This is a genomic window from Curtobacterium subtropicum (assembly GCF_030362975.1).
Taxonomy (GTDB): domain Bacteria; phylum Actinomycetota; class Actinomycetes; order Actinomycetales; family Microbacteriaceae; genus Curtobacterium; species Curtobacterium subtropicum.
On record NZ_JAUCMM010000001.1, the window covers coordinates 321,380 to 347,984 of the forward strand.

Below are 26,605 nucleotides of genomic sequence, written 5' to 3' on the forward strand. Positions count from 1 at the left end.
AGCGACTACGCTGGACGGGTGAGCGCCACGAAGGTCTTCGTCGCCCGCCTCGCCGGGTGCTCCGTCTTCGACCCCGCGGGCGACCGCGTGGGCCGCGTCCGGGACGTCCTGGTCGTCTACCGTCGCGTCGACCCTCCCCACGTGGTCGGGCTCATCGTCGAGGTGCCCGGCAAGCGCCGCATCTTCCTGAGCATCGGCCGCGTCACGTCGATCGGTGCGGGCCAGGTCATCACCACCGGCATCGTCAACATGCGGCGCTTCGAGCAGCGCGGCGGCGAGGTCCGGGTCATCGCGGAGATGCTCGGCCGCAAGGTCCTGCTCACGCGTGACCGCATCCGCGCGACGATCGAGGACGTCGCGATCGAGGACCGCGGCCAGGGCGAGTGGGAGGTGTCGCAGCTCTTCCTCCGGAAGCCGAAGACGACCCCGTCGCCGTTCGGCAAGGGCCCGACGACGTTCGCCACCTGGAACGAGGTCACCGAGGACGAGCTCCCCGGTGAAGCGCAGTCCGCCGAGCACGTCATCGCCGCGTACTCCGACCTGCTGCCGGCCGACCTGGCCTCGACGCTGCTCGACCTGCCCGAGGAGCGCCGGTTCGAGGTCGCCGAGGAGCTCCCCGACGACCGGCTCGCCGACGTGCTCGAGGAGATGCCCGACCAGGAGCGCATCGACATCCTCACCCGGCTCGAGGACGCCCGCGCCGCCGACGTCCTCGACCAGATGCAGCCCGATGACGCCGCCGACGTGCTCGCGCAGTTCCCCGACGACCGGAGCGAGGCCCTGCTGCAGCTCATGGAGCCGGAGGAGGCGCAGGACGTCCGCATGCTCCTGGAGTACGAGCCGGACACCGCCGGTGGTCTCATGACGACGGAGCCCGTCATCGTCTCGGCCGACGCGACCGTGGCCGAGGGCCTGGCCCTCATCCGCCGGCACGAGCTCGCCCCGGCGCTCGGCGCGAGCGTCTGCGTCGTGCTACCCCCGTACGAACCGCCGACCGGGCGCTTCCTCGGGCTCGTGCACTTCCAGCGCATGCTCCGCTACCCGCCGAACGAGCGCCTCGGCACGCTCATCGACCAGCAGACCGAGCCGGTCCGCGTGGACGCCAGCGCCGCTGAGGTCACCCGGGTCATGGCGACCTACAACCTCGTGTCCGTCCCCGTGGTCGACGACGCCCACCGCCTGGTCGGGGTGGTGACGATCGACGATGTCCTCGACCACGTCCTGCCGGACGACTGGCGAAGTCAGGGCGAGGGGGATGCCCCCTCGCGACTCCGCCAACGCCAGCGCAAGACGCCCGTGACGACGGGAAGGAGGACCACCCGTGGCCCGAACGGATGACGCCCGCCAGGAGCGGCTCGACTCCCCCAAGGGCATGCGTACGCGCGTGCTCCCAACGCGCCGACGTGGTCGCGGGGACACCTTCGGTCGCGCGACCGAGGGCATCGCGCGTGCGATGGGCACGCCCTGGTTCCTGGTCGGCCTGACGCTCTTCTGCGCCGTGTGGATGGGCTACAACACGCTCGCGCCGAAGCCGTGGCAGTTCGACTCGGCCGCGATCGGCTTCACCGCGCTCACCCTGGTGCTGTCGCTGCAGGCCTCGTACGCGGCGCCGCTCATCCTGCTCGCCCAGAACCGGCAGGACGACCGCGACCGCGTGCAGTTCGAGCAGGACCGGCAGCGGGCCGAGCGCAACCTCGCGGACACCGAGTACCTCGCCCGCGAGGTCGTGGCCCTGCGCCTGGCGATGCGGGAGATGGCGTCCAAGGACTTCATCCGCGCCGAGATCCGCTCGCTGCTCGAGGAGCTCGACCGCCGCGATGCGGAGGAGGCCTTCGACGACGAGACCGGGAGCGCCCGCACCCGTGGCTGACCCGCAGCACCCGGACGAACGGCTGGGTGCGGCGGTCCTCGCTGCGCTCGGTCGCGTGGTCGACCCCGAGATCCGCCGCCCCGTCACGGAGCTCGACATGATCCGCGGGGTGGACGTGCAGCCGCAGGGACGGGTGCGCGTCGACCTGCAGCTCACGATCGTCGGGTGCCCCGCCGCCGACACGATCGAGCGCGACGTGCGCGCGGCCGCCGGATCGGTGGACGGTGTGCAGCACGTCGACGTCGACGTCTCCGTGATGAGCCCGGCGACCCGCGCCGCGCTGACCGAGCGACTCCGCGCCGGCCGACCCCGCGGGGTGCAGTTCACCCCGGACTCGCTCACCCGGGTCATCGCCGTCACCAGCGGCAAGGGCGGCGTCGGCAAGTCGACGGTCACGGTGAACCTGGCGGTCGCCCTGGCCGCGGCCGGACAGCGGGTCGGGATCGTCGACGTCGACGTGCACGGCTTCAGCGTGCCCGGCCTGATGGGCCTGACCGACGAGCACGGTGTGGCACCCCGTCCGACCCGCGTCGACAGCATGATCCTGCCGCCGGTCGCCCACGGGGTGAAGGTCGTCTCGATCGGCATGTTCGTCGACGACGTCTCCACCGCGGTGTCCTGGCGCGGGCCGATGCTGCACCGCACGGTCGCGCAGTTCCTGACCGACGTGTGGTTCGGCGACCTCGACGTGCTCCTGCTCGACCTGCCGCCCGGCACCGGCGACGTCGCCATCTCGGTCGGGCAGCTGCTCCCCCACGCCGAGGTGCTCGTCGTCACGACGCCCCAGGCCGCGGCGGCCGACGTGGCCGAGCGGAGCGGTGTCGTCGCACGGCAGACCGGGCAGCGGGTCATCGGCGTCGTCGAGAACATGGCGGGGCTCGTGCAGCCGGACGGCAGCGTGCTGCACCTGTTCGGCGAGGGCGGCGGCGACGAGACCGCCGCTCGGCTCTCCCGCGGGCAGGACGCCGCGGTGCCGGTGCTCGGTCGCGTGCCGATCTCGGTGCTGCTGCGCGAAGGGGGTGACACCGGGCTCCCGGTCGTGCTCGGCACGCCGGGCGACCCCGCCGCCCTCGCCCTGCGGTCCATCGCCGACACCGTCACCACGATGGGTCGGGGTCTGGCGGGACGGAAGCTCGGGCTCAGCCTGTCCTGAGCGCTCCTCGCGCGCGTGCGGGCTCCCCCGCTAGCGTGGCGGCATGGACAGCACCGACCACGTCAGCGTCGACTGGGACGCCGCCCGCGACACGAACCGCGCGAACTGGGACGACCGGGTGCCCATCCACGAGGGTGCGTACGACGTCGCCGCGCTCGACGACCCGGCGCACCGGTCGGACGTCGTCCGTGACGACCTGCCGGCGCTCACGCCGTGGCTGCCCGGCGGGACCCTGGCGGGGCTCGACGTCTGCCACCTGCAGTGCCACATCGGCACGGACACCGTCTCGCTCGCCCGCGAGGGAGCCCGACTGACCGGGGTCGACTTCTCGGCACCGGCGCTCGCGTCGGCAGCGGCCCTGGCCGATCGGCTCGGCCTCGAGGTGACGTGGGTGGAGACCGACGTCCTCGACGCCCGAGCAGCCGTCGCGGGCGACTTCGACGTCGTCTACACGAGCATCGGCACGATCTGCTGGCTCGACGACCTCGACCGCTGGGCCGCGCAGGTCGCGGGGCTCCTCCGGCCGGGCGGGGTGTTCTTCATCCGGGACGGCCACCCGGCGCTGTACGCCCTGGACGAGGACGCGCCGGAGCTCGTGACGCGCCACCGGTACTTCCCCGACGGGACGGCGCAGCAGTGGGAGGACGCGGGCACGTACGTCGGCGAGGGCACCGTCGCGAACACCCGCACGTACGAGTGGCCGCACCCACTGTCCGAGGTCGTCAACGCCCTGCTCGGAGCCGGCCTGCGCCTGCGCCGGCTCGACGAGGGGCGCACGCTGCCGTGGCGCTTCAGCCCTCGCATGGAGGAGGACGGGCACGGCTCGTGGGTCTGGCCCGCCGCCGACCGCGACCGGATGCCGACGACGTTCACGATCGTCGCGACGCGGGACTGACGGTTCCGCGCGATTGTGCAGCTTCCGCGCGAGGGTGACTGTTCCGCGCAAGGGTGACCGTTCCGCGCAAAGGTGACCGTTCCGCGCAAGGGGGACGGTTCCTTTCGGCATCCGACGCGCGAATCGTCATCCCAGGTCGGGTGCGATGGGCTCGGACGCTCACGACGGGCGCACCCGGACGACGGACGGGAGGCACGGTGCCAGCTGGCACCGTGCCTCCCGTCCGTCGTGTCGTGACGGAAGCCGTCAGGTCGCCTCGGTGTCGTAGGGGGCGGGCTCGCCCTCGGCGAGCGGCACCACCGGTGCCGTCGCCCGCACCTTCGACGCGGTCACCTGCGCGGTCTCGACGGCCGCCATGCTGCCGGCGGTCGTCCCGCCGGAGTCGAGCAGTGCGTCGCGGATGATGCGCCGGGGGTCGTACTGGCGCGGGTCGAGCTTCTGCCAGTCGACGTCGTCGAACTCGGGGCCCATCTCCTCGCGCATGCGGTCCTTCGCCGTGTCGGCGAAACGGCGGACCGCCTTGACGAACTCGGCGAGCTTCTGCGCGTACATCGGCAGGCGCTGCGGCCCGAGCAGCAGCACCGCGATGATCCCGATGATCAGGATCTTGTTGAAGTCGATGGACACGGCAACGAGCGTAACCCGTCCCACTGCGCCGCACCCGTAGAGTTGTCTCCCGAACGGAGTGTGCGTGTCAGAGAAAGAGTCGAACTGGAAGTTCGCCGAGGACATCGTCTCGGAGCCCGAGGTGATCGCCCGAGCGCGAGAGCACTCCCTCGAACTCGGGGTCGAAGCGATCTCCCCCGCGATCGGCGCGCAGATCGCCGTGGTGGCCGCGGCTTCCCGCGCCACGAGCATGATCGAGATCGGCACCGGACTCGGTGTCTCCGGGCTCTGGCTGCTGCGCGGTGCGCCCGACGCCACCCTGACGACGATCGACGTCGAGGTCGACCACCAGCAGTACGCCCGTGACGCCTTCGTCGCGGCCGGCACCGCTCCGTCGCGGGTCCGACTCATCCCTGGTCGGGCCAACCAGGTGCTGCCCCGGATGAACGAGGCGTCGTACGACGTCGTCCTCGTCGACGCCGACCCCGAGCACGTCATCGAGTACGTGGAGCACGGACTCCGGCTCGCGCGCGTCAGTGGCACGGTGCTCGTCCCGCACGCGCTCTGGCGGGGGCGGGTCGCGGACCCGGTGCGTCGGGACCGCGCGACGACCGACTTCCGACTGCTGCTCACCGAGGTGTCCACCTCGGGCGCGGTCCGGAGCGCGCTCTCCCCCGCCGGCGACGGGCTGCTGCAGATGACGAAGGTCTCCGCCTGACCTGACCCGCGCGGCCGCTCAGGCCGGTCGCGGGACGCGCAGGAGGCCCGGAGCGTACGCGCTCCGGGCCTCCTGTCGTGGTGCGTCGACGGACTAGGCGGAGACGACCTCTGCCAGTGCGTCGTGGAGTTCCTTGGCCTCGGCGTCGTTGACCGAGACCACCAGGCGGCCTCCACCTTCGAGCGGAACCCGCACGATGATGAGTCGACCCTCCTTGACAGCCTCCATCGGCCCGTCACCGGTCCTCGGCTTCATCGCTGCCATCAGATGTCCCCTTTCGTGCAGAAGATGCTCCCCCATTATCCCGTACCGAGGGGGCAACTGCGAAACCGCCCAGGTTGGGGGTGTCGGAATACGACGTTCTCGCGGCTCGGAGTGGTCACCTATGCGAATGCCGAACATCCGCTCCATGCTTCGTCCACAGGCCGATCCGGTCGTCGAGGCCGTGCCGACGGGCATGCGCATCGCCGGGGCGTTCTCGTGGCGGTTCCTCGTGACGGTCGCCGCCCTGGCCGTCGTCGTCGCCCTCGTGGTCCTGCTGCAGGACATCGTGGTGCCGTTCCTGGTCGGCCTGCTCGTCTGCGCGCTGCTCGCACCGTTCTCGGCGTTCCTGCAGCGGCACGGGTGGCCGAAGTGGCTCTCGGTGCTGACGGCGTGCCTCGCGGTCGTGGTCGTCCTCGGTGTCCTGGCGCTCGTCGTCACCGCGCAGATCCGCTACGACCTGCCGACCCTCGAACGTCGGCTCTCGAGCAACGTGCAGACCTTCCAGACCCTCCTCGCGACCGAGCCGTTCGGCATCACCTCGGCGCAGGTCACGAAGTACCTGGCGGAGGCGACGAAGTTCCTGCAGACCCACGTCGCGTCCATCCTGTCCGGGGCAGCCGAGGCGGGCAGCGGCCTGGTGCACGCCCTCGAGGGGCTGTTCATCGTGGTGTTCACGACGATCTTCGTGCTGGTCGACGGTCGCCGGATCTGGTCGTGGGTGGTCCGCATCTTCCCGCGTCGCTCCCGCGGAAGGATCGACGCGGCCGGTCAGGCGGGGTGGAAGACGCTCACGAGCTTCATCCGCGTGCAGCTGGTCGTCGCGGTGACCGACGCGCTCGGCATCGTCATCGGTGCACTCGCCCTCGGGCTGCCACTCGCCGTGCCGATCGGCGTGATCGTGTTCTTCGGCGCGTTCGTCCCGGTGGTCGGGGCGATCGTCGCCGGCATCGTCGCCGTGCTCATCGCGCTGGTCTTCAACGGGCTCGTGCCGGCGCTGATCATGCTCGGCGTCGTCGTGGTCGTGCAGCAGCTCGAGAGCCACGTCCTGCACCCGTTCCTCACCGGCTCGGCCGTCCGCGTGCACCCGCTCGGCGTCGTGCTCGGCGTCACCGCGGGCACGACCATCGCCGGCGTCGTCGGTGCGTTCTTCGCGGTGCCGTTCATCGCGACCGTGAACGCGATGGTGCACGCCGCAGCCGACTGGCGTCCCGGCGAGGACCCGTCGGACACGCCTGCCGCGGAGGACTCAGACGACCGCGAGGTCGACCGCGGCGAGAGCGACCCCGGCGGGGTCGCTCACGGGGGCGTCCAGTCGTAGCCGTCGACCCACCAGCACGTGTACAGCCAGACGAACTGCAGGCCGAGGCACACCGCGACGACGAGCACCCGGTACACCCGTGACCGCGGCAGGGCGACGATGCCGAGCAGCGGTGCGATCGGCAGCAGGATGCGCCAGGTGCTCGACTGCGGGAAGAACACCGCGAGCAGGTAGACCACGTAGGCCACACCCCACAGGCGGAGTTCGAGACCGATGCGACGCGCTGCCGGGTGGAAGACGAAGACCGTGAAGGCGAGGACCGCGACGGCGAGCAGGATCCCGCCGGCCGGCTCCCCGAACCACCACCCGGCGCCCTGGATCCACGGCGCGAAGGGCACGAGCTCCTTCCACCCGATGTACGACGACCGCCACGCGAGCTCGGTGTCGGTGTAGGCCTTCGGCACCCCGGTCACCGCCCACGCGATCGCCGGCCACGCGAGCCCGACGAGCCCCGAGACCGCACCCACGACGAGCGGCGGCAGCGCGCTGCGCAGGGTCGGCCGCTCGGACTCGCGCACCCACGTCGGTCGGATCGTCCAGGCGGCCAGGAACAGCACCACGAGGAGCGCGAACGCCAGTCCGGTCGGACGGGTCATGCCGAGCAGCAGCACGACGGGCAGCATCGTCCACCAGCGCCGGTCGACCAGCAGCAGGAGCGCGACCAGGAGCAGGAACAGCCCCATCGCCTCGGCGTAGGCGACCTGGAACACGGCGGACACCGGGGCGACGCAGAACAGCACCGTGGCGAAGGTCGCCCGGCCGTCGTCGAGGAAGCGACCCATCAGTCGCCGGAACACCAGCGCGGCACCCCAGCCCGCGACCAGGGACACCGTGACGGCGACCGCCTCGAACGACGCGCCCGTGAGCACCATGAGCCCGCGCACGAGGAACGGGTACGCGGGCATGAACGCCCAGGCGTTCTCGGTGACGTGCCCGGCAGCGTCCACCGGCAGGACCGAGGGGTAGCCGCTCGACGCGATCACCCGGTACCAGGCACCGTCCCAGATGGCCGCGAACGACAGGTACGACGGGTGCGCGGCGGTGAACGAGTTCGCGGTCTGCACCCGGGCGAACGCCAGGAGCATCGCCCCGGTCACGAGCCGTGCGGCGACGTAGACCACCGTGACCCGGAGCCACCAGGGCACGAGTCGGTAGCGCGCCCGCCAACGCCCGGCGGGCAGGTGCCCCGCGACGGTGCGCGCGGGGCCCGTCGTCACGCCGTCAGCCACCGACGCAGGCCGTCCTCGACCGCGGTGATCTGGTCGACGGGGACCTGCTCGTCGTCGTGGTGTGCGAAGACGGGCTCACCGGGTCCGTAGTTGACCGCCGGGACGCCGAGCGCCGAGAAGCGTGCGACGTCGGTCCAGCCGTACTTCGGGCGCGGGGCGGGGCCGCCGACCGCTGCCACGAACTGCTGCGCGAGCGGGGCGTCGAGCCCAGGACGCGCTCCCGCGGCGAGGTCGACGATCTGCACGTCGTAGCCGTCGAACAGCTCGCGGATGTGCGCGACCGCCTCGTCCGCGCTGCGCGACGGCGCGAAGCGGTAGTTCACGTGGACCATCGCTTCGTCCGGGATGACGTTGCCGGCGATGCCGCCGGAGATGCCCACGGCGTTCAGGCCCTCGCGGTACTCGAGCCCGTCGACCGTGACGGTGCGCGGCTCGTACGCGGCGAGGGTCGCGAGGATCGGTGCCGTCCTGTGGATCGCGTTGTCGCCGATCCAGCTGCGTGCACTGTGGGAGCGCTTGCCGAAGGTCCGGATCTCCGCACGGAGGTTGCCGTTGCAGCCGCCCTCGATCTGCGCGCCCGACGGCTCCCCGAGGATCGCGAAGTCGCCGGCGAGCAGCTCGGGACGGGTCCGTGCCAGTCGACCGAGGCCGTTCAGGGAGTCGCTGACCTCCTCGTGGTCGTAGAACACCCAGGTGACGTCGACGTTCGGCTCGGCGAGGTCGTGTGCCAGCTTCAGCTGCACCGCGCAGCCGGCCTTCATGTCGACCGTCCCGCGGCCCCAGAGGATCTCGGTGCCGTCGTCGGCGGTGCGGAACTCGGTCGGGAGGTTGCCGTTGAGCGGCACGGTGTCGATGTGCCCGGCGATCACGACCCGGCGGTCGCGGCCGAGCTGGGTCCGCGCGACGATCGCGTCGCCGTCGCGCACCACCTCGAGGTGGGGCAGGGCGGACAGCGCCGCCTCGATCGCGTCGGCGAGGGGCCCTTCGTTCCCGGACACCGACTCGATGTCGCAGATGGCACGCGTGATGTCGATGGACGAGGCGGTGAGGTCGAGCTGCTCCGGCATGCGGTCAGCGTACCGGCCGTGTCCCACGGCGATCCGTGCGGCGACCACCTGTGGACGGGAGCCGTCCGTCCACAGGCGGTCGTGCCTCCGACCGGTCGGGTCGTTGGCGGGAGCGTTCTCCACAGACCGTCTCCCTGGACGGGTCGCGGCCCCGCCCGCTCGCTACCCTGGTGGCGTGACCGACGCGACCGCTGCCACCGACCGACCCACGCACGCCTGGGGCCACGGCCTCGCGACCGTCGCCGCGGACGGCACCACGCTCGACACGTGGTACCCGGAGACGCACCTCGGGGAGCGCCCGGCCGACGCGGTGTTCCCGCCCGAGCTCGAGGCGCACGTCGGCGACGACCCCCGACGCGATGTCCGGGTCGAGGCCGTGACGACCGAGATCGTCATCGACGACGCACCCGCCAGCACGCCCGACGCCTACCTGCGCCTGCACCTGCTCAGCCACCTGCACGTGCGGCCGAACGAGATCTCGCTCGACGGCGTCTTCGGCCACCTGCCGATCGTCGCCTGGACGAACGCCGGCCCCGTCCACCCCGGTGCCCTGACGCGGCTGCGTCCCGTGCTGCAGCGCGCGGGCATCGCGGTGCACGCGGTCGACAAGTTCCCCCGCCTGCTCGACTACGTCGTCCCGGACCGCGTGCGCATCGGCGACGCGAACCGGGTCCGGCTCGGCGCACACCTCGCTCCCGGCACGACGGTCATGCACGAGGGCTTCGTGAACTTCAACGCCGGCACCCTCGGCGACGCCATGATCGAGGGCCGGGTCTCGCAGGGCGTCGTCGTGGGCAACGGCACCGACATCGGTGGCGGCGCCTCCATCATGGGCACGCTGTCCGGCGGCGGGACGCACCGTGTGTCGCTCGGGGAGCGGGCGCTGCTGGGTGCGAACGCCGGCCTCGGCATCTCCCTCGGTGACGACTCCGTGGTCGAGGCCGGGCTCTACGTCACGGCGGGCACCAAGGTCGTGCTCGTGGGCGCTGCGCCGAGCCCCGACGGCACGCCGCGCACCGTGAAGGCCGCGGAACTGTCGGGGGTGCCGAACGTCCTGTTCCGGCGCAACTCGCTGTCCGGCGCGGTCGAGGCCCTGCAGCGCCAGGGTCAGGGCATCCAGCTCAACACGGCGCTGCACGCGTAGCGCCTCCGCGCCTCCGCGCCTCCGCGAGACGGGCGCGCCACGACGGAACACCGCCGGATCCGGCGGTGTCTCGACGCGTCCGCGCGGTCTCGGCACGGCCACGGCGGCTCGTGTCGGCGACGGCGGCTCGTGTCGGCGACGGCGAGCCCTGCGTCGGCCTCGATGCTGCGCGAGTGGGCGGGGCGGACCGGGCGGAACCGGCCATCCCACGCGTGATGGGACGGAACGGGCGGAGCGCCGGACGGGAGGCGCGGCACCAGCCCGCTCCGCGCCTCCCGTCCGGCGCCGCTCGCGGTCGCTCTCGGCTCACCGAGCGGGCAGGACACTCCGCGCGCGCATCGCCCAGCGGGCACGAACCGTCGGCACGCGGTGCCGAGCGTGACAGAACAGGCCCGCTCGCGGGGCGCGAGCGGGCCTGTTCTGTCACCACGGGTCAGCGGGCGGGCAGGTTCCGCTCCGGGTGTCCGACGTAGAGCTGCTGCGGGCGGCCGATCTTGTTCAGCGGGTCGTTGTTCAGCTCGCGCCACTGGGCGATCCAGCCCGGCAGGCGACCGATGGCGAACAGCACCGTGAACATCCGGGGCGGGAAGCCCATCGCCCGGTAGATGATGCCCGTGTAGAAGTCGACGTTCGGGTAGAGCTTCCGGCTGACGAAGTACTCGTCCTCGAGCGCGATCTGCTCGAGCTCCATGGCGATGTCGAGCAGGTCGTCCTGCACGCCGAGCGACTGCAGGACCTCGTGCGCGGACTCCTTCACGAGCTTCGCGCGCGGGTCGTAGTTCTTGTACACGCGGTGTCCGAAGCCCATGAGCTTCACGCCGCGTTCCTTGTTCTTCACCCGCTCGACGAAGCGCGACACCGGCTCGCCGGAGTCCTTGATCTGCTGGAGCATCTCGAGCACGGCCTCGTTGGCACCACCGTGCAGCGGACCGTAGAGCGCGTTGATGCCCGCCGAGATCGACGCGAACATGTTCGCCTTGGTCGAGCCGACCAGGCGGACCGTCGACGTCGACGCGTTCTGCTCGTGGTCCTCGTGCAGGATGAGGAGTCGTTCGAGCGCCTTGGACAGCACCGGGTTCGGCTTGTACGGCTCGGCCATGGTGCCGAAGTTCAGCCGGAGGAAGTTGTCGACGAACGACAGCGTGTTGTCCGGGTAGAGGAAGGCCTGACCGATCGCCTTCTTGTGCGCGTAGGCGGCGATCACCGGGAGCTTGGCGAGGAGCCGGACGGTCTGCAGCTCGACCTTCTCGGGGTCGTCGACGTCCATGTCGTCCTCGTAGTACGTGGAGAGCGCACTGACGGCACTGGACAGGACGGACATCGGGTGCGCCGAGTGCGGGAGGGCGTCGAACAGGCGACGGAGGTCCTCGTGCAGCAGCGTGTGCCGACGGATGCGGGCGTCGAAGCCCTCGAGCTCCTCGGCAGTGGGGAGCTCGCCGTAGATCAGCAGCCACGCGACCTCGAGGTAGGTGCAGCCCGAGGCGACCTGGTCGATCGGGTACCCGCGGTAGCGCAGGATGCCCTGGTCGCCGTCGATGTACGTGATCGCGCTCTTCGTCGCGCCGGTGTTGACGAAGCCGTAGTCGAGCGTGTTGAGCCCGGTCTGCTTCTTCAGCGAGGAGATGTCGATGGCGGACGCGCCGTCGACGCTCGGCAGGATCGGGAACTCCGCCGTGCCCCCCGGGAACGTCAGCGTTGCCGTCTCGGTCGACTCAGCGGCGGCGGGGCTGACGGGGACGGGCGTGGTGGGCGGTGTGGCCGTCTTCTGAGCATCGTTGGCAGTGTCAGTCACGGTGACAGCCTAACTGCGCCGACTGTCGGTCGTGCACCACCGGAAGGCGGAGATCTGGTGGACTCCACGGATTGCGCGGCGGGCGGAACAGCCGCGGGGTCGGTCCTGGACCGCGCCGCGCGACTGCTCCGCCACCCGAGGTCATCAGCTGAAGTCGTACTGGTACGTCTTGACCTCAGAGGGGACGCCGTTCACCGACTGGGAGAGCGCGATGTCGTTCGCTGCACGCTCGAAGGTCACGTCGAAGCTGACGCGCCCGCGACCGTCTGCCTGCTTCGTCTGGGCGACCCCGTTCACCGAGTAGGTGACCTCGGCGCCGGGCGTCGCCTTGACGAGGATGCTCGTCGCGCCGGAGCCGCCGGAGAGCAGGTCGTGGTAGACGTCCTCGAGCTGCTCGTAGCTCGTGGTGTCGCGCGGTGCGTACGGCGCTGCCGACGCGACCTCGGAGACCGAGGACGTGTCGGCCGGAGCCGCGTTCGCAGCGATCGGGGAGAGTGCCAGGCCGAGGCCGAGGCCGAGGGCGACGGCGGTGGTGATGAGAGCGGGGCGCTTCACGGTGTTCCTTCCTGTCGGGCCGCGGGGCGCGGTGCGACAGGAAGGAGTTCTAGCGGACCAGTCTGGCGGTATTTCGTATGCCAGGAGAATCCGGGCGATCGGCTCAGGAGGCTGCGAGCCGCCGAGTGCTCGCCAGCCGCTGCGCCGCCGCCGCGATCCGGTCGTCGCTCGCCGTGAGCGCCACACGCACGTGATCCGCGCCGGCCGTCCCGTAGAACGTGCCCGGCGCGACGAGGATCCCGCGGTCTGCGAGCCACCCGACGGTGTCGAGCGCGGGCTCCCCACGGGTCGCCCAGAGGTACAGGCCCGCCTGGCTGTGGTCGATCCGGAAGCCCGCTCCCTCGAGTGCCCGTCGGAGCATGTTCCGTCGAGCGCGGTACCGGGCCTTCTGCTGCTGCACGTGGGTGTCGTCGGCCAGGGCGACGACCATCGCCTCCTGCACGGGCAGCGGCGGCATCATGCCGGTGTGCTTCCGCACCGCCAGCACATCGGCCAGGATCCGGGCGTCGCCCGCCACGAACGCGGCTCGGTAGCCGGCGAGGTTCGACTGCTTCGACAGCGAGTAGACGCTGAGGACGCCGTCGACCCGGTCACCCACGACCCGCGGGTCGAGGATCGAGGGCGTCGGAGCGCTGTCGTACGGCGCATCCCACCCGAGTTCGGCGTAGCACTCGTCGCCGACGACGACGGCGCCGAGCTCCCGCGCCCGTGCCACCGCGGCGTGGAGCTGCTCCACGGAGAGCACGCGGCCGTCCGGGTTGCCCGGCGAGTTCAGCCACACGAGCTTCGTGCTCTCCGGCCAGGCGGCTGGGTCGTCCGACGCCAGGGCCTCGGCACGCACGAGGGCGGCGCCGAGCTCGTAGGTCGGGTACGCGGCCTCCGGGAACACGACGGTGTCCCCCGGACCGACGCCGAGCCAGAGCGCGAGCCCGGCGATGAACTCCTTCGACCCGATCGTCGGGAGGACCTGCTCCGGGGTCAGCGCGATGCCCTGCCGACGGCCGTACCAGTCGGCGATCGCTTCGCGGAGCGCGGGCGTCCCGGCGACCTGCGGGTAGGCGTGCGCGTCGGTCGCCCGGGCGAGGGCCTGGCGGACGACCTCGGGGGTCGGGTCGACGGGCGAGCCGACGCTGAGGTCGACGATGCCGCCCTCGTACGCCGCTGCGCGCTGCTTGAACGGGACGAGCTGGTCCCAGGGGAAGTCGGGGAGGTCGAGCGCCACGGATCGGTCCGGGTCAGCCGCGCGGGGGCTCGGCCATGACCACCGGGTGGTCCTTGTGGATCACGCCGACCTTGGCGGCGCCGCCGGGCGAGCCGACCTCTTCGAAGAACTCGACGTTGGCCTTGTAGTAGTCGGCCCACTCGTCCGGCAGGTCGTCCTCGTAGTAGATCGCCTCGACCGGGCAGACCGGCTCGCACGCACCGCAGTCGACGCACTCGTCGGGGTGGATGTAGAGCGACCGGTCACCCTCGTAGATGCAGTCGACCGGGCATTCGTCGATGCAGGCGCGGTCCTTGACGTCGACACAGGGCTGGGCGATCACGTAGGTCACGGTGCGGGTGCTCCCTTCGGACTGAGCGTGGTCGAGTCTACTCGCGGCGTCCGGGAGCCCCGGACGCCGCTGTGTCGGAGGGGTCCGAGGACGACGCGGGAGCTGCCGCCGGGGTCGACGCTGACGATCCGGCACCGGCCGACGCCGCTGCTGCACGGGCACGGAGTCCGGACAGGTCCGGCCACGCGAGGGTGAACGCCGCGATCACCGCCGGCGCGAAGGTCCAGACGTACCCGGCGACGTTCGCGAGCACGAGCGGTGACGACCCTCCGCCGACGCTCACCAGCACCTGGGTGGCGACGATGATCGCGATGCCGGCCGCGGCGACCATCGCCCGCGAGCGGTACAGGAGCCGCAGGCCGACCACCAGTCCGAGCACGATGAGCGTCGTGAGCACCATGCCGACCGGGACGCCCCCGAGCCGCTGCTGGTGGGTGACGGTCCCGAGGGCGCCCACGACGAGTCCTGCGACCGCGGCGACGACGACCGCCGTCACCTTGCCCGGACGGGTGAGCTCGGCGAAGGTCTGCGGTGCCGGCGGTACCGGGTCGGCGTCGTGCCGGAAGGCCTCGACCGCGGGCGCCTCCTGTCGGACACCGTGCGGCATCACCCACGTCAGGCGCTGCGGGTCGGACGGGTCCGCGGGGTCGACCGTGACCTGCGACCGGTACTGCTCGACGGCCGCGCGCACCTTCGCCCGGACGGGGAGGACGTCGACGGTCAGGTCGACCTCGGCGGAGTCCGCGGGCACGATCATCGAGAACGGGACCTCCTCGGCACGGGCGGCGTGCCGGGCGGCGTGGTGCACGCGGACGTGGTCCGGGTGGCCGTACCCGCCGTCGTCGGCGTAGCTCACCACCGCGTCCGCACCCGTCGAGCGGATCGCTGCACGGATGTCGTCGACGACCTCGCCGAGGTCGGCCGCCGTGAGCGAGTCGGCCGGCGCATCGTCGGCGGCGATGGCACGTCCGTCCGGTCCCCACTGCATGCCGGAGTCGCTGTACCGCCGCTCGGGCAGGTCCGTGGGGCGTGCTCCCCCGCTGCCGAGCCACAGGTGCGCCGGACCCCCGAGGGCGGCCAGCGCGGCGGCGATCTCGGTCTCGCGGTGCGCGGCGACACGGGGTCCGTCACCGAAGAGCGGCGCGAGGGTCTCGGTGAGCATCTCGCCGCGCTCGCCCCGGGTCGCGGTGAGCACGGTCACCTCGGCGCCGAGTTCGAGCAGGGTGGCGATGGTGCCGCCGGACGACAGGGTCTCGTCGTCGGGGTGGGCGTGCACGAACAGGACGCGCTCGGGACGCGGTGCGGGAGCCTTGGACATCGCGTCCCAGGGTACTTCGCTACCGCGGCGTGACGATGTACGTCGCGGTGACGCCGTCCTTCGACCCGGACACGGTCAGCACCACGCGGTGCGTCTCGCTGCGGAACAACCCGAAGGCGCTCGTCGCGTCCTCGCGCTTCGCGGACTCGGTGTACCCGGCCGCCGCGAGCTGTTCGGCGGCCGCTCGGAAGTCGTCGACCGAGGCGACCCGCATCTGCACCACCCAGCCGGAGCCGTTCGGGCCGGCCCCGCCGCCCAGGACGGTGCCGTCGACGAGCGGGACGTCGGCGGTCGGGAAGCCGTCCGGCACCTTGCCGTCGCTCGTCACCCCGGTGCCCGAGAGCGCCGCGTCGAGGGCGCCGTCGATGCCGCCGGCGACCGAGGCCATGCCGTCCTGGATCGCCTTGCCGTCGATCCCCTGGACGGTCTCGCTGACGTTCGAGGCGACCGACGAACCGAGGTCGGTGGCCTGCTGCACCGCGTCGGCGGAGCAGCCGGTCAGGCCCGCCAGGGCGATGCCCGCGGTGACGGCGGCGATGAGGGTCCGGGTCGTGCGCATGCGGACACCCTAGGTGGACTGCCGGGAGGCGCGGCGTGCGTTCCCTGGGAAGTCTCCCGCCCGCCGCAGCCCCGCCTCAGGACAGCCAGGCGCGGGCAGCCGCCGTCAGGGCGTCGACGCCGACCGGGATCGCCGTCTCGGCCTGCGGCGCGTAGAACGGCGAGTGGTTGCTCGGGATCTCCTCGCCGCGACGGAACAGCTCCGGGTCGGTGATGCCGGTGAACCAGTACACGAGCGGGACGCCCGCCGCGGTCGCGAGCTGCCCGACGTCCTCCGACGCCATCGCCAGCCCGATCTCCAGGTCACGGGCGTCCGGCACGGCACCGCGGAGCGCCTCCAGCACACGCGCCGCGGCCTCGGCGTCGTTCACCGTGACCTCGGCGCCCGGAGCACGCTCGATCGTCGGGGCGTCGAGACCGCCCGCTGCGCTCTCGGCCCGCACGATGCGCTCGATCGAGGCGATGATGCGCTCGCGGGTCTCCTCGTTCCGGGCACGGGTGGAGATCTCGATGACGGCCTGGTCCGGGATGATGTTCGGCCGGGTGCCGGCGTGGAAGCTCCCGACGGTGACGACGCCGGCGTCGGAGGGCGAGACCTCGCGCGAGACGACGGTCTGCAGGCGCACGACGGCGCTCGCGGCGGTGACGATCGGGTCGAGCGAGGCCTGCGGCGCCGAACCGTGCGCACCGCGGCCGTTGAAGGTGACGGTCAGGCGGTCGCTCGACGCCATGACCGGGCCGCTGCCGACCGCGACGATGCCGACCGGAGCCGGGGCCGAGTGCTGCCCGAGCACGACGTCCGGCTGTGGGAAGCGCTCGACCAGGCCGTCCTCGAGCATCGCGCGGGCGCCGGAGATCACTTCTTCTGCAGGCTGGAACACCGCGACGACCGTGCCGTGCCACGCGCCACGGTCGTCGACGAGCCGCTCGAGCGTGCCGAGCAGCCACGTCACGTGGATGTCGTGCCCGCAGGCGTGCATCGTCGGGACCTCGGAGCCCTCGTCGTCACGACCGGTGTGGGTGCTCGCGTAGGGCAGCCCGGTGCGCTCCTGCACGGGCAGGCCGTCCATGTCGGCGCGGAGCCAGACGACCGGCCCGTCGCCGTTCGACAGGACGCCCACGACGCCCGTGCCACCGACCCCCGTGGTGACCTCGATCCCACCGATCTCGGCGAGCCGGTCGGCGACGACACCGGCGGTGCGGTGCTCCTGGAAGCCGAGCTCCGGGTGGGCGTGCAGGTCCTGGTACAGGGAGAGGAGGTCGAGGGTCACGCGCTCCACCGTATCCCTCGGGACCGACGGCACGAACGCCGGCGGCCCGGACGCCATCGGCACGGACGCCGACGGCCCGGCCACCTGGTGAGGTGACCGGGCCGTCGGACGGAGGCAGTGCCTCCAGGCTGTCGTTGCCTACGCGTCCTGGCGCTTCAGGCGGGCGTACGCACGCTGGCGCGCCTGCGCGTCGAGCTCGACCTTGCGGATGCGGACGTTGTCGGGGGTGACCTCGACGCACTCGTCCTCGCGCGCGAACTCCAGGCACTCCTCAAGGGAGAGCTGGCGCGACGGCGTCATCGACTCGAAGGAGTCGGCGTTCGCCGAACGCATGTTCGTGAGCTTCTTCTCCTTGGTGATGTTCACGTCCATGTCGTCGGCGCGCGAGTTCTCGCCGATGACCATGCCCTCGTAGACCTCCTCCGTCGGGTTGACGAAGAACGTCATGCGCTCCTGCAGGTTCGTGATGGCGAACGGCGTGACGACACCGGCGCGGTCGGAGACGATCGAGCCGTTGATGCGGGTCTGGATCGGGCCGGCCCACTCGTCGTAGCCGTGCGCGATCGCGTTCGCGATGCCGGTGCCGCGGGTCTCGGTGAGGAACGACGTGCGGAAGCCGATGAGCCCGCGCGACGGCACGATGAACTCCATGCGGATCCAGCCGGTGCCGTGGTTCGTCATGTTCTCCATGCGACCCTTGCGCGCGGCCATGAGCTGCGTGATCGCGCCGAGGTGCTCCTCCGGCGTGTCGATCGTCATGTGCTCGTAGGGCTCGAGGAGCTTGCCGTTCTCGTCACGCTTCGTGACGACCTGCGGCTTGCCGACGGTGAGCTCGAAGCCCTCACGGCGCATCTGCTCGACCAGGATGGCGAGCGCCAGCTCACCGCGGCCCTGGACCTCCCAGGTGTCCGGGCGGCCGATGTCCTGCACCTTGAGCGAGACGTTGCCGATGAGCTCGCGGTCCAGGCGGTCCTTGACCATGCGGGCCGTGAGCTTGTGGCCCTTGACCTTGCCGACGAGCGGCGAGGTGTTCGTGCCGATGGTCATCGAGATCGCCGGGTCGTCGACCGTGATGGTCGGCAGCGGACGGACGTCCTCGGGGTCGGACAGCGTCTCACCGATGGTGATCGTGTCGAAACCGGCGACGGCGACGATGTCACCGGGGCCCGCGGACTCGGCCGGGTAGCGGTCGAGCGCCTTCGTGATGAGCAGCTCGGTGATGCGGGCGTTCGCGACGGTGCCGTCGTGCTTGACCCACGCGACCGTCTGGCCCTTCTTCATCGTGCCGTGGAAGATGCGCAGCAGCGCGAGGCGGCCGAGGAACGGCGAGGCGTCGAGGTTCGTGACGTGCGCCTGCAGCGGGTGCTCGTCGTCGTACTTCGGGGCCGGGACGTGCTGCAGGATCGCCTCGAACAGCGGCTCGAGGTCGTCGTTGTCGGGCAGCGAGCCGTCCTCGGGCTTGTTGCGCGACGCCGCGCCGGCACGACCGGACGCGTAGACGACGGGCACGTCGAGGATCGCGTCGAGGTCGAGGTCGTCGACCTCGTCCGACAGGTCGGAGGCCAGGCCGAGGAGCAGGTCCTGCGACTCGGAGACGACCTCGTCGATGCGGGAGTCCGGGCGGTCCGTCTTGTTGACGAGCAGGATCACCGGGAGCTTCGCGGCGAGCGCCTTGCGGAGCACGAAGCGGGTCTGGGGCAGCGGGCCCTCGGACGCGTCGACGAGCAGCACGACACCGTCGACCATGGAGAGGCCGCGCTCGACCTCACCACCGAAGTCGGCGTGGCCGGGGGTGTCGATCACGTTGATCGTGATGCGACCACCGGGGTTGAACTCCTCGGCGTGCTTCCCGTTGTAGAGCACCGAGGTGTTCTTCGCGAGGATGGTGATGCCCTTCTCGCGCTCGAGGTCGTTCGAGTCCATCATCCGGTCTTCGCCCTCGAAGTGGGCGTCGAACGAGTTGGTCTGCGTGAGCATCGCGTCGACGAGGGTGGTCTTGCCGTGGTCGACGTGTGCCACGATGGCGACGTTGCGCAGGTCGGACCGGGTGGCGAGCGCCATACAGGACATCCTTCAAGTGTTCGGTAGAAGATCGGGCGGCCGGTCGTCGTGGACACATGGCACCCGCGGGCAGAACGCCCGACACGCCAGTCTACCGGTAGTTCGCAACCCTGAGGAGTACAGCCCGTGAGCAGACGACGAACGTGGATCGAGATCACGATCGTCCTCATGCTCTCGTTGGGCGGCAGCGCGCTGTACTCGGTGCTGCAGATCATCGACGACCTGTCGCAGACGACCCCGCTCGGGCAGCAGTCCACTGCGCTCAACACGTCGACCACGACCGTGCAGTACGTCGACCTCGCGCGACAGCTCGTCGGCATCGCGGTCGACCTCGCCCCGGTGGCGCTGGTCTGCTACCTGCTCTGGAGTGCCCGCCGCCCGCACCTGCACCGCCTCGGGATCGATCGGTTCCGGGTACGGCCAGACCTCGGCGGTGCTGCCCTCATCGCGCTCGGCATCGGCATCCCCGGCCTTGCGCTGTACTTCACGGGGCGGGCGCTCGGCTTCACGGTGGCCGTCGACCCCGCGGCGCTGAACACCTACTGGTGGACGATCCCGGTCCTGCTCCTGTCGGCGGTCCGGTCCGGACTGCAGGAGGAGGTCATCGTCATCGGGTACCTGTACGAGCGACTCGGCGGCATCGGCTGGGGGCGCTGGCAGGTGATCCTGTCGACCGCAGTGCTCCGCGGGAGCTACCACCTGTACCAGGGCTTCGGGGCCTTCGTGGGGAACGCGGTGATGGGCGTGGTGTTCGGGTGGATCTACACCAAGTGGGGACGGCTCCTGCCCCTCGTCATCACGCACTGCCTGCTCGACGCCGTCGTCTTCGTGGGCTACCCGTTCGTGGCGCAGGCGTTCCCGCAGCTGTTCCGGTGAGTCGGTGCGTCGTCACTGCGAGGCGGCGGCGTGCCCGTCAGACGGACGGATCGGTGCGAGACATCGCAGGATCCGGCGGCGTCTCGACGTGACGAGACCGTCCCACGGCAGGCCCGCTCCGACGTGACCGGGTGACGGACGGGAGGCGCGGTGCCAGCCGGCCCCGCGCCTCCCGTCCGCCGTCTGGTCACGCGACCAGCTGGGGTACCTTCTCCGGGTAGTGGCAGGCCGCGCGATGGTCGCGCTCCGCGCCGCGGCGGGCCGTCTTCTCGGGAACCTCGTCCCGGCAGCGCTGCTGCTCGGACTCGGGCAGCATCGCGTACAGCGGGCAGCGCGAGCGGAACCGGCAGCCGATCGGTCGTTCGGTCGGGCTGGGCGGGTCGCCCGGCAGCAGGATGGTCCTCCGCGACCGCTCGACGACCGGGTCGGGCACCGGGACGGCCGACATCAGCGCCGCCGTGTACGGGTGCATCGGGCGTTCGAAGACCTCGTCGACCGCCCCCTCCTCCACGGTGCGGCCGAGGTACATCACGCTCACCCGGTCGGCGACGTGCCGGATGACCGACAGGTCGTGCGACACGAACAGGTACGACAGCCCGAGACGGGCCTTGAGGTCGGCGAGCAGGTTGAGCACCCCGGCCTGGATGGACACGTCGAGCGCGGAGACCGGTTCGTCGAGCACGATGAGCTCCGGTTCGGTGGCGAGTGCCCGCGCGATCGAGATGCGCTGCCGCTGACCGCCCGAGAACTCGTGCGGGTAGCGGTCGGCCTCGGCGGCGCGGAGTCCGACGAGCCCGAGGAGCTCCGGCACCCGCTCGGCGATGCGGTCGGACGACGCCCCGATCGCCCGGAGCGGCTCGGCGACGACGTCGTACACCGACATGCGCGGATCGAGGCTCGCGGCCGGGTCCTGGAACACCATCGAGATGCGCTGCCGGAGCTGCTTCGACGCCGCGACCGGCTGTCCGAACAGCTCGACCGTGCCGTGTTCGGGCCGCTCGAGGTCCATCAGCTGATGCAGGGTCGTCGACTTGCCCGATCCGGACTCGCCGACGAGTCCCAGGGTCTCGCCCTTCCGGATGTCGAGGTCGACCCCGTCCACCGCGTAGACCTCGCCGACCTTGCGCTTGAACACCGAGCCCTTGACGAGCGGGAAGGTCTTCGTCAGTCCCGCGACCTGCACGACGGCGGGCCGCTGCTCGCGGGCGGCGGGCGTGGCGGCGGGCACCGCGGTGTCCGGGATCTCGGGCAGGTGGAAGATCGCGCCGGCGTCGGCGTGCGCCTCGGCGACCTCCTCGTAGCGGTGGCAGGCGACGGCGTGCGGCACCGAGGTGTCGATCGGGCCCTCACCGGGGACACCCGCCGCGACGTCGATCGCGGCGAGCGGCGGCTCCGATCCGCGGCAGACCGCCGCGGCGAGTGGGCAGCGGTCGGCGAACGGGCACGCGTCGGCCAGCCCGATGAGCGACGGCGGGGACCCGGGGATCGGCACGAGGGGTTCGCCGCTCGACTCGTCGAGCCGGGGCAGCGCGCCGATGAGCCCGATCGTGTACGGCATGCGCGGTCGGGCGAACAGCTCGTCCGCGCTCGCGGTCTCGACGATCCTGCCCGCGTACATCACGGCGATGCGGTCGGCGATGCCGGCGATGACCCCGAGGTCGTGACTGACGAAGACCAGCGCAGCGCCGGTCTCCCGCTGCGCGGTGCGGAGCACGTCGATGATCTGCGCCTGGATCGTCACGTCGAGCGCCGTGGTGGGCTCGTCGGCCAGGATCACGTCCGGGTCGTTCGCCATGGCCATCGCGATCATCGCGCGCTGCCGCATGCCGCCGGAGAACTCGTGCGGGAAGGCATCGACGCGCTGCTCGGCCTGCGGGATCCCGACCAGCTTCAGCAGCTCGATCGCCCGGGCGCGGGCGTCCTGCTTCGAGACCCCGCGGTGCACGCGGACGGTCTCGGCGATCTGCTCGCCGATCGTGTACACCGGCGTGAACGCGGACAGTGGGTCCTGGAAGACCATCGCGACCTTCGCGCCGCGCAGCTTGCTCATCTGCTTGTCGCTGCGACCGAGGAGCTCCTGCCCCTCGAGCGTGATGGAGCCCGTGATCGTCGTGGTCTCCGGGAGCAGTCCGAGGATCGCCGTGCTCGTCACCGACTTGCCCGAACCGGACTCGCCGACGATGCCGAGGACCTCACCTCGACGCAGCTCGAGGTCGACCCCGCGCACGGCGTGCACGACCCCCCGCGGGGTCGGGAACCGGACGTCGAGGTTGCGGACCCGGAGCATCGGTTCGGTCGTCGTGGACGTCGTGGTGGTGGTGCTCATGCGCCGGCCCCTGCCTGCGTGGTGATGGTCGCGGCGTCGACCGCTGCCTGGTTCTGGTCGCGCTTCCGACCGGTCCGCTTCTGCTTCTTGCCCGTCGCGGATGTCGGATCGAGCGCGTCGCGCAGCCCGTCGCCGAGCAGGTTGGCCGCGATCGCGAAGACCACGAGGGCACCGGCGGCGAAGAAGAACAGCCACGGGCTGGTGAGCGCCGCGTCCTGGTTCTGGGCGATGAGCGTGCCGAGCGAGACGTCCGGCGGTTGCACCCCGAAGCCGAAGTAGCTGAGGCTGGTCTCTGCGAGTACGGCCGCACCGACCTGGATGGTGCCGTCGATGATCAGGAACGACGCCACGTTCGGCAGGATGTGCCGCACGATGATCCGGAACGGCCCGATGCCCATGTAGCGGGCGGCGCGGACGAACTCGCGCTCCTTGACCGACAGCGTCATCGAGCGGACGACGCGGGCGGTGACCATCCAGCCGAACGCCGCGATGAGCACCACCAGGACGATCCAGCCCGAGTCCTGGATGCGCGGGCTGATGATCGCGATGATCAGGAACGACGGCAGCACGAGCAGCATGTCGACGAAGAACATCACGATCCGGTCGACCCAGCCGCCGAAGTAGCCGGCAGCGGCGCCGGTCAGGGCGGCGAGGGCGGTGGAGAACAGGGCGACGAGCAGTCCGATGAGCAGGCTCTTCTGCATGGCGCGCGCCGTCTGGGCGAAGACGTCCTGACCGATGCCGTTCGTGCCGAACCAGTGCGAGCCGCTCGGCGGCTGCGAGAACGCGGTGTAGTCGATCTGCGAGTAGCCGTACGGGCTGACGAACGGGCCGATGAAGGCGAAGGCGAAGAGCAGCACGATCACCACGAGGCCGATCCCGGCCCCCCGGTTCATGAACACGCGGACGACGGTCTGCACGAAGCGGTTGCGCTGCTTGCCGCCGGGCTTCGGGCTGCCGGGCAGCGGCGCGTCCGACCGGCCGACGGTCGTCCCGTCGACGGGCTCGATGCGGGTGTCGGTCATCTCAGCTCCTCCGCACGCGGGGGTCGAGGGCGGCGGTGAGGACGTCGGCGAGGAACCCGGCGATGAGCACCACGACCGAGGCGAAGAGCGTGTACGCGGTCACGGCGTTCACGTCGTTGTTCTGCACGGAGTCGATGAACCATGCGCCGAGGCCGTTCCACCCGAAGATCTTCTCGGTGAAGGTGGCGCCGGTGAGGATGCCGAGGAACCCGTAGGCGAAGAGCGTCGTCATCGGGATGAGCGCGGTCCGGAGTCCGTGCTTGAAGGTCGCCTGTCGCTTCGTCAGGCCCTTCGCCCGGGCGGTCCGCAGGAAGTCCGAGCCGAGCACGTCGAGCATCGTCGCGCGCTGGTACCGGCTGTAGATCGCGATGAGTCCGAGCGCGATCGAGATCGTCGGCAGCAGCAGGTGGACCCCGCGGTCGACGAACAGGTCCCACCAGCTGCCGGTCAACCCCGGGGTCGCCTCGCCGGTGAAGTTGATGAGCTGCGTGCCGGTGTCCTGGTTGAGCTTCGTCGCCCCGATCTTCAGGAACACCGCGGTCAGGAACACCGGTGTCGAGATGAGCACGATCGAGATGACCGCGCTCACCCGGTCCGAGATCCGGTACTGCCGGATGGCGTTCCAGACCCCGAGCAGCACCCCCAGCAGGATGCCGAGCAGGGAGCCGACCACCAGCAGCCGCAGGCTCACCCCCAGGCGCGGCCAGAACGCGTCGTTGACGCTGCGGTCCTGGATGGTCTTGCCCAGGTCGCCCTGCACGGCGTCGCCGAGCCAGTGCCCGTACCGCACGACGATCGGCGTCTTGTCGTTCACGCCGATGTCGTCGAGCTTCTTGTCGATGGTGGCCGCCGGCGGGGCCGGGTTGCGCTCTGCGTAGACGGATCGGGGGCTGAACGTCGCCGAGGCCAGGAAGTACGTCAGCGAGGTGGCGAGGAACACGAGCACGACGTAGTACACGAGTCGACGCGCCAGGAAGCGGGTCATGCGGAACACCATACGACCCGATTTGTTTCCGGGAGATCACATCCCCGCACTCGGTACGTAACGAATTGGTGTTTGCAACAGAACGGGTCGACTGCCCCCGCGCGGGGGTCGTATGGTGATCCACAACTTCACGAGGGGAAGACCATGAAGCACAGGAAAGTCCTGGCGTTGACGGCGGCACTCGCCGGCTTCGCTCTCGTCGCGACCGGCTGCTCGAGCGGATCCAACGGTGGGTCCGGCGGCGGCTCCGACGACTCGGGCAAGAAGACCCTGCCCACCTCGGCACAGATCAACGAGCAGCCCGTCTCGGACCTGCAGGACGGTGGCACGCTCCGTCTGCCGATCTCGCAGTGGATCACGCAGTGGAACTACAACCAGGTCGACGGTGCCCTGGTCGACGCCTCCACGATCGAACAGGCGACGATGCCGTTCATCTACGTGATCGACGGCAAGGGCGCCCCGCAGCTCGACACCGACTACGTGTCGAAGGCCGAGGCGACGAGCGACGACCCGCTCACGATCGAGTACGAGATCAACCCGAAGGCGAAGTGGAACGACGGGTCCCCCATCACGTGGAAGGACTTCGAGAACGAGTGGAAGGCCCTGAACGGGTCGAACAAGGACTACCTGGTCGGTTCCACCACCGGGTACGAGGACATCGCCTCGGTGACGAAGGGCTCGTCCGACCAGGACGTCAAGGTCGTCTTCGACAAGCCGTTCTCCGACTGGAAGTCGCTCTTCAGCCCGCTGTACCCGGCCAGCCAGACCGGCACCCCCGAGCAGTTCAACGAGGCGTACAAGGGCAAGGTCCCGCTGTCGTCCGGGCCGTACAAGGTGTCGAAGCTCGACGAGACCGCCGGCACCGTGACGATCGTCCCCGACGAGAACTGGTGGGGTGACAAGCCGAAGCTCGACCAGGTCATCTTCCGGTCACTCGACGGCAACGCGGACGTCGACGCCTACCTGAACAAGGAGATCGACTCGGTCCTGACGACGACCTCGGAGCGCTTCGACCGCGTCAAGGACGCCAAGGACTCGAAGGTCTACGCCTCGACCTCGGCGCAGTACACGCACGTCGACTTCTCGTCCAAGGGCATCCTCAAGGACAAGCAGCTCCGCCTGGCGATCCAGCATGCGGTGAACCGTGAGGCGCTGGCGCAGGTCATCGGCGGCACCCTGCCGTACAAGCTCGGCACGCTCGACAACCACATCTTCCTGTCGACCGACGACGGGTACGAAGCGAACACCGACCCGAACGGAACCTTCGACGTCGAGAAGGCGAAGAAGATCCTGGACGACGACGGCTGGAAGACCGACGGCCAGTACCGCAAGAAGGGCGGCGAGACGCTCTCGCTGTCCATCACGATCCCGTCGGGTGCGACCGCGTCGCAGAAGCTCTCCGAGGTCATGCAGCAGCAGCTCAAGGACGTCGGCATCGAGCTCAAGCTCAAGTCCGTCGCGGTGGACGACTTCTTCGAGCAGTACGTCACGCCGGGCAACTACGACATGACGATCTTCGTCTGGGGCGGTACCGGCTTCCACTCGGGCGGCGCGTCGATCTACCAGACCGGCGACACCGGCCAGAACTACGGCCGCATCGGTGACGAGTCGATCGACAAGCTCATCGCGCAGGCGGTCGCCGAGCCGGACACCGGCAAGGCGAACGCCATCTGGAACAAGGTCGACAAGCAGGTCTGGGCGATCGGGCACTCCATGCCGATCACCGCGAAGCCGGCCCTCGTCGCGCAGAACCCAAAGCTCGCCAACTACGGCGCGTTCGCGGGTGCGCAGAACATCGACTGGACCAAGGTCGGGTTCACGAAGTAGCAGTACGACACCAGGACGGGCCCGGTCGCAGCACGCGACCGGGCCCGTCCGCTGTCCGCGTGTCCGTCCGAGCACGCCGGGGCGCTCCCGGTTCCTGAAGATCGCGGCCCGGGTGTTGACACCCGAACGGGGTGTGCCGACCATGGACGGACGAGGTCCGCAACGGACCCGCCTCCCCGGGGAACCGGGTCGCC

24 protein-coding genes are annotated in these 26,605 nt (G+C 70.8%); 9 read left to right on the forward strand and 15 right to left on the reverse strand.

What is annotated here, in order from left to right; all coding sequences use genetic code 11:
- The first annotated feature begins 18 nt into the window (after window positions 1-18).
- From QUG98_RS01445 to QUG98_RS01460, 4 genes are read left to right on the forward strand one after another with little or no spacing between them, the layout of a single operon-like run.
- Entirely contained in the window at window positions 19-1,338 is a 1,320-nt protein-coding gene (locus QUG98_RS01445; protein WP_058728234.1) for a magnesium transporter MgtE N-terminal domain-containing protein, read from the forward strand.
- Window positions 1,322-1,870 carry a DUF1003 domain-containing protein gene (locus QUG98_RS01450; protein WP_289468864.1) on the forward strand — a complete coding sequence of 183 codons (549 nt, stop codon included), beginning with the start codon at window positions 1,322-1,324 and terminating at the stop codon, window positions 1,868-1,870. The genes QUG98_RS01445 and QUG98_RS01450 overlap by 17 nt, the downstream gene beginning before the upstream one ends.
- Window positions 1,818-3,023, forward strand: coding sequence for a P-loop NTPase (locus QUG98_RS01455; protein WP_434533405.1), 1,206 nt, complete (start codon window positions 1,818-1,820; stop codon window positions 3,021-3,023). Before QUG98_RS01450 ends, QUG98_RS01455 begins: the two co-directional genes overlap by 53 nt.
- Window positions 3,024-3,066: 43 nt before the next feature.
- On the forward strand, window positions 3,067-3,918 hold the full coding sequence (locus QUG98_RS01460; protein WP_289468866.1) for a class I SAM-dependent methyltransferase: 852 nt from the start codon (window positions 3,067-3,069) through the stop codon (window positions 3,916-3,918).
- Between the two features lie 246 nt (window positions 3,919-4,164).
- On the opposite strand, the gene QUG98_RS01465 is transcribed toward QUG98_RS01460, so the two are convergent.
- Complete coding sequence (locus QUG98_RS01465) at window positions 4,165-4,545, reverse strand: twin-arginine translocase TatA/TatE family subunit (RefSeq protein ID WP_137766720.1); 381 nt, start codon at window positions 4,543-4,545, stop codon at window positions 4,165-4,167.
- A gap of 64 nt (window positions 4,546-4,609) precedes the next feature.
- Here QUG98_RS01465 and QUG98_RS01470 point away from each other — a divergent pair, with 64 nt between their 5' ends.
- Entirely contained in the window at window positions 4,610-5,242 is a 633-nt protein-coding gene (locus QUG98_RS01470) for an O-methyltransferase (protein ID WP_289468867.1), read from the forward strand.
- 93 nt (window positions 5,243-5,335) lie between these two features.
- On the opposite strand, the gene QUG98_RS01475 is transcribed toward QUG98_RS01470, so the two are convergent.
- Window positions 5,336-5,506, reverse strand: coding sequence for a DUF3117 domain-containing protein (locus tag QUG98_RS01475; protein ID WP_017887054.1), 171 nt, complete (start codon window positions 5,504-5,506; stop codon window positions 5,336-5,338).
- A gap of 145 nt (window positions 5,507-5,651) precedes the next feature.
- Between QUG98_RS01475 and QUG98_RS01480 the strand changes: the two genes are divergently transcribed.
- Window positions 5,652-6,824, forward strand: coding sequence for an AI-2E family transporter (locus QUG98_RS01480; protein ID WP_289468868.1), 1,173 nt, complete (start codon window positions 5,652-5,654; stop codon window positions 6,822-6,824).
- On the opposite strand, the gene QUG98_RS01485 is transcribed toward QUG98_RS01480, so the two are convergent.
- The gene (locus QUG98_RS01485) at window positions 6,803-8,041 is read right to left on the reverse strand and encodes a hypothetical protein (RefSeq protein WP_289468869.1); all 1,239 of its coding nucleotides are present in this window, start codon (window positions 8,039-8,041) and stop codon (window positions 6,803-6,805) included. The two genes, QUG98_RS01480 and QUG98_RS01485, sit on opposite strands and share 22 nt — an antisense overlap.
- Window positions 8,038-9,120: a succinyl-diaminopimelate desuccinylase gene (gene dapE / locus QUG98_RS01490; RefSeq protein WP_289468870.1), complete on the reverse strand. Its 1,083-nt coding sequence runs from the start codon at window positions 9,118-9,120 to the stop codon at window positions 8,038-8,040. Before dapE ends, QUG98_RS01485 begins: the two co-directional genes overlap by 4 nt.
- A 175-nt stretch (window positions 9,121-9,295) precedes the next feature.
- Between dapE and dapD the strand changes: the two genes are divergently transcribed.
- The gene (gene dapD, locus QUG98_RS01495; RefSeq protein ID WP_289468871.1) at window positions 9,296-10,264 is read left to right on the forward strand and encodes a 2,3,4,5-tetrahydropyridine-2,6-dicarboxylate N-succinyltransferase; all 969 of its coding nucleotides are present in this window, start codon (window positions 9,296-9,298) and stop codon (window positions 10,262-10,264) included.
- Window positions 10,265-10,697: 433 nt separating this feature from the next.
- On the opposite strand, the gene QUG98_RS01500 is transcribed toward dapD, so the two are convergent.
- The 8 genes from QUG98_RS01500 to typA form a co-directional block, all read right to left on the reverse strand.
- A complete protein-coding gene (locus QUG98_RS01500; protein WP_289468872.1) occupies window positions 10,698-12,056 on the reverse strand; it encodes a citrate synthase in 1,359 nt (452 codons plus the stop codon).
- 144 nt (window positions 12,057-12,200) lie between these two features.
- Window positions 12,201-12,611 (reverse strand): hypothetical protein, encoded by a 411-nt coding sequence (locus QUG98_RS01505; RefSeq protein ID WP_289468873.1) that lies wholly within the window; start codon window positions 12,609-12,611, stop codon window positions 12,201-12,203.
- Window positions 12,612-12,714: 103 nt separating this feature from the next.
- A complete protein-coding gene (dapC, locus tag QUG98_RS01510; RefSeq protein ID WP_289468874.1) occupies window positions 12,715-13,833 on the reverse strand; it encodes a succinyldiaminopimelate transaminase in 1,119 nt (372 codons plus the stop codon).
- Window positions 13,834-13,846: 13 nt separating this feature from the next.
- Window positions 13,847-14,164 carry a ferredoxin gene (fdxA, locus tag QUG98_RS01515; RefSeq protein ID WP_058728223.1) on the reverse strand — a complete coding sequence of 106 codons (318 nt, stop codon included), beginning with the start codon at window positions 14,162-14,164 and terminating at the stop codon, window positions 13,847-13,849.
- A 37-nt stretch (window positions 14,165-14,201) separates the two neighbouring features.
- Window positions 14,202-15,482, reverse strand: a complete 1,281-nt coding sequence (locus tag QUG98_RS01520) for a PIG-L family deacetylase (RefSeq protein WP_289468875.1) — start codon at window positions 15,480-15,482, stop codon at window positions 14,202-14,204.
- Window positions 15,483-15,501: 19 nt separating this feature from the next.
- Window positions 15,502-16,041 (reverse strand): hypothetical protein, encoded by a 540-nt coding sequence (locus QUG98_RS01525; RefSeq protein WP_289468876.1) that lies wholly within the window; start codon window positions 16,039-16,041, stop codon window positions 15,502-15,504.
- A gap of 76 nt (window positions 16,042-16,117) precedes the next feature.
- Window positions 16,118-17,311, reverse strand: coding sequence for an amidohydrolase (locus tag QUG98_RS01530; protein WP_289468877.1), 1,194 nt, complete (start codon window positions 17,309-17,311; stop codon window positions 16,118-16,120).
- A 138-nt stretch (window positions 17,312-17,449) separates the two neighbouring features.
- Window positions 17,450-19,372, reverse strand: a complete 1,923-nt coding sequence (typA, locus tag QUG98_RS01535; RefSeq protein ID WP_058728220.1) for a translational GTPase TypA — start codon at window positions 19,370-19,372, stop codon at window positions 17,450-17,452.
- Between the two features lie 126 nt (window positions 19,373-19,498).
- On the opposite strand from typA, the gene QUG98_RS01540 reads away from it, so the two are divergent.
- Window positions 19,499-20,248, forward strand: coding sequence for a CPBP family intramembrane glutamic endopeptidase (locus tag QUG98_RS01540; RefSeq protein ID WP_289468878.1), 750 nt, complete (start codon window positions 19,499-19,501; stop codon window positions 20,246-20,248).
- A gap of 187 nt (window positions 20,249-20,435) precedes the next feature.
- Here the strand turns inward: QUG98_RS01540 and QUG98_RS01545 are convergent, their stop codons facing one another.
- The 3 genes from QUG98_RS01545 to QUG98_RS01555 are packed head-to-tail and all read right to left on the reverse strand — an operon-like array spanning window position 20,436 to window position 24,584.
- The gene (locus tag QUG98_RS01545) at window positions 20,436-22,574 is read right to left on the reverse strand and encodes a dipeptide ABC transporter ATP-binding protein (protein ID WP_289468879.1); all 2,139 of its coding nucleotides are present in this window, start codon (window positions 22,572-22,574) and stop codon (window positions 20,436-20,438) included.
- Complete coding sequence (locus QUG98_RS01550) at window positions 22,571-23,599, reverse strand: ABC transporter permease (RefSeq protein WP_289468880.1); 1,029 nt, start codon at window positions 23,597-23,599, stop codon at window positions 22,571-22,573. The genes QUG98_RS01545 and QUG98_RS01550 overlap by 4 nt, the downstream gene beginning before the upstream one ends.
- A 1-nt stretch (window position 23,600) precedes the next feature.
- The gene (locus QUG98_RS01555) at window positions 23,601-24,584 is read right to left on the reverse strand and encodes an ABC transporter permease (protein ID WP_289468881.1); all 984 of its coding nucleotides are present in this window, start codon (window positions 24,582-24,584) and stop codon (window positions 23,601-23,603) included.
- A gap of 144 nt (window positions 24,585-24,728) precedes the next feature.
- Here QUG98_RS01555 and QUG98_RS01560 point away from each other — a divergent pair, with 144 nt between their 5' ends.
- Window positions 24,729-26,411 (forward strand): ABC transporter family substrate-binding protein, encoded by a 1,683-nt coding sequence (locus QUG98_RS01560; protein WP_289468882.1) that lies wholly within the window; start codon window positions 24,729-24,731, stop codon window positions 26,409-26,411.
- Window positions 26,412-26,605 lie beyond the last annotated feature (194 nt).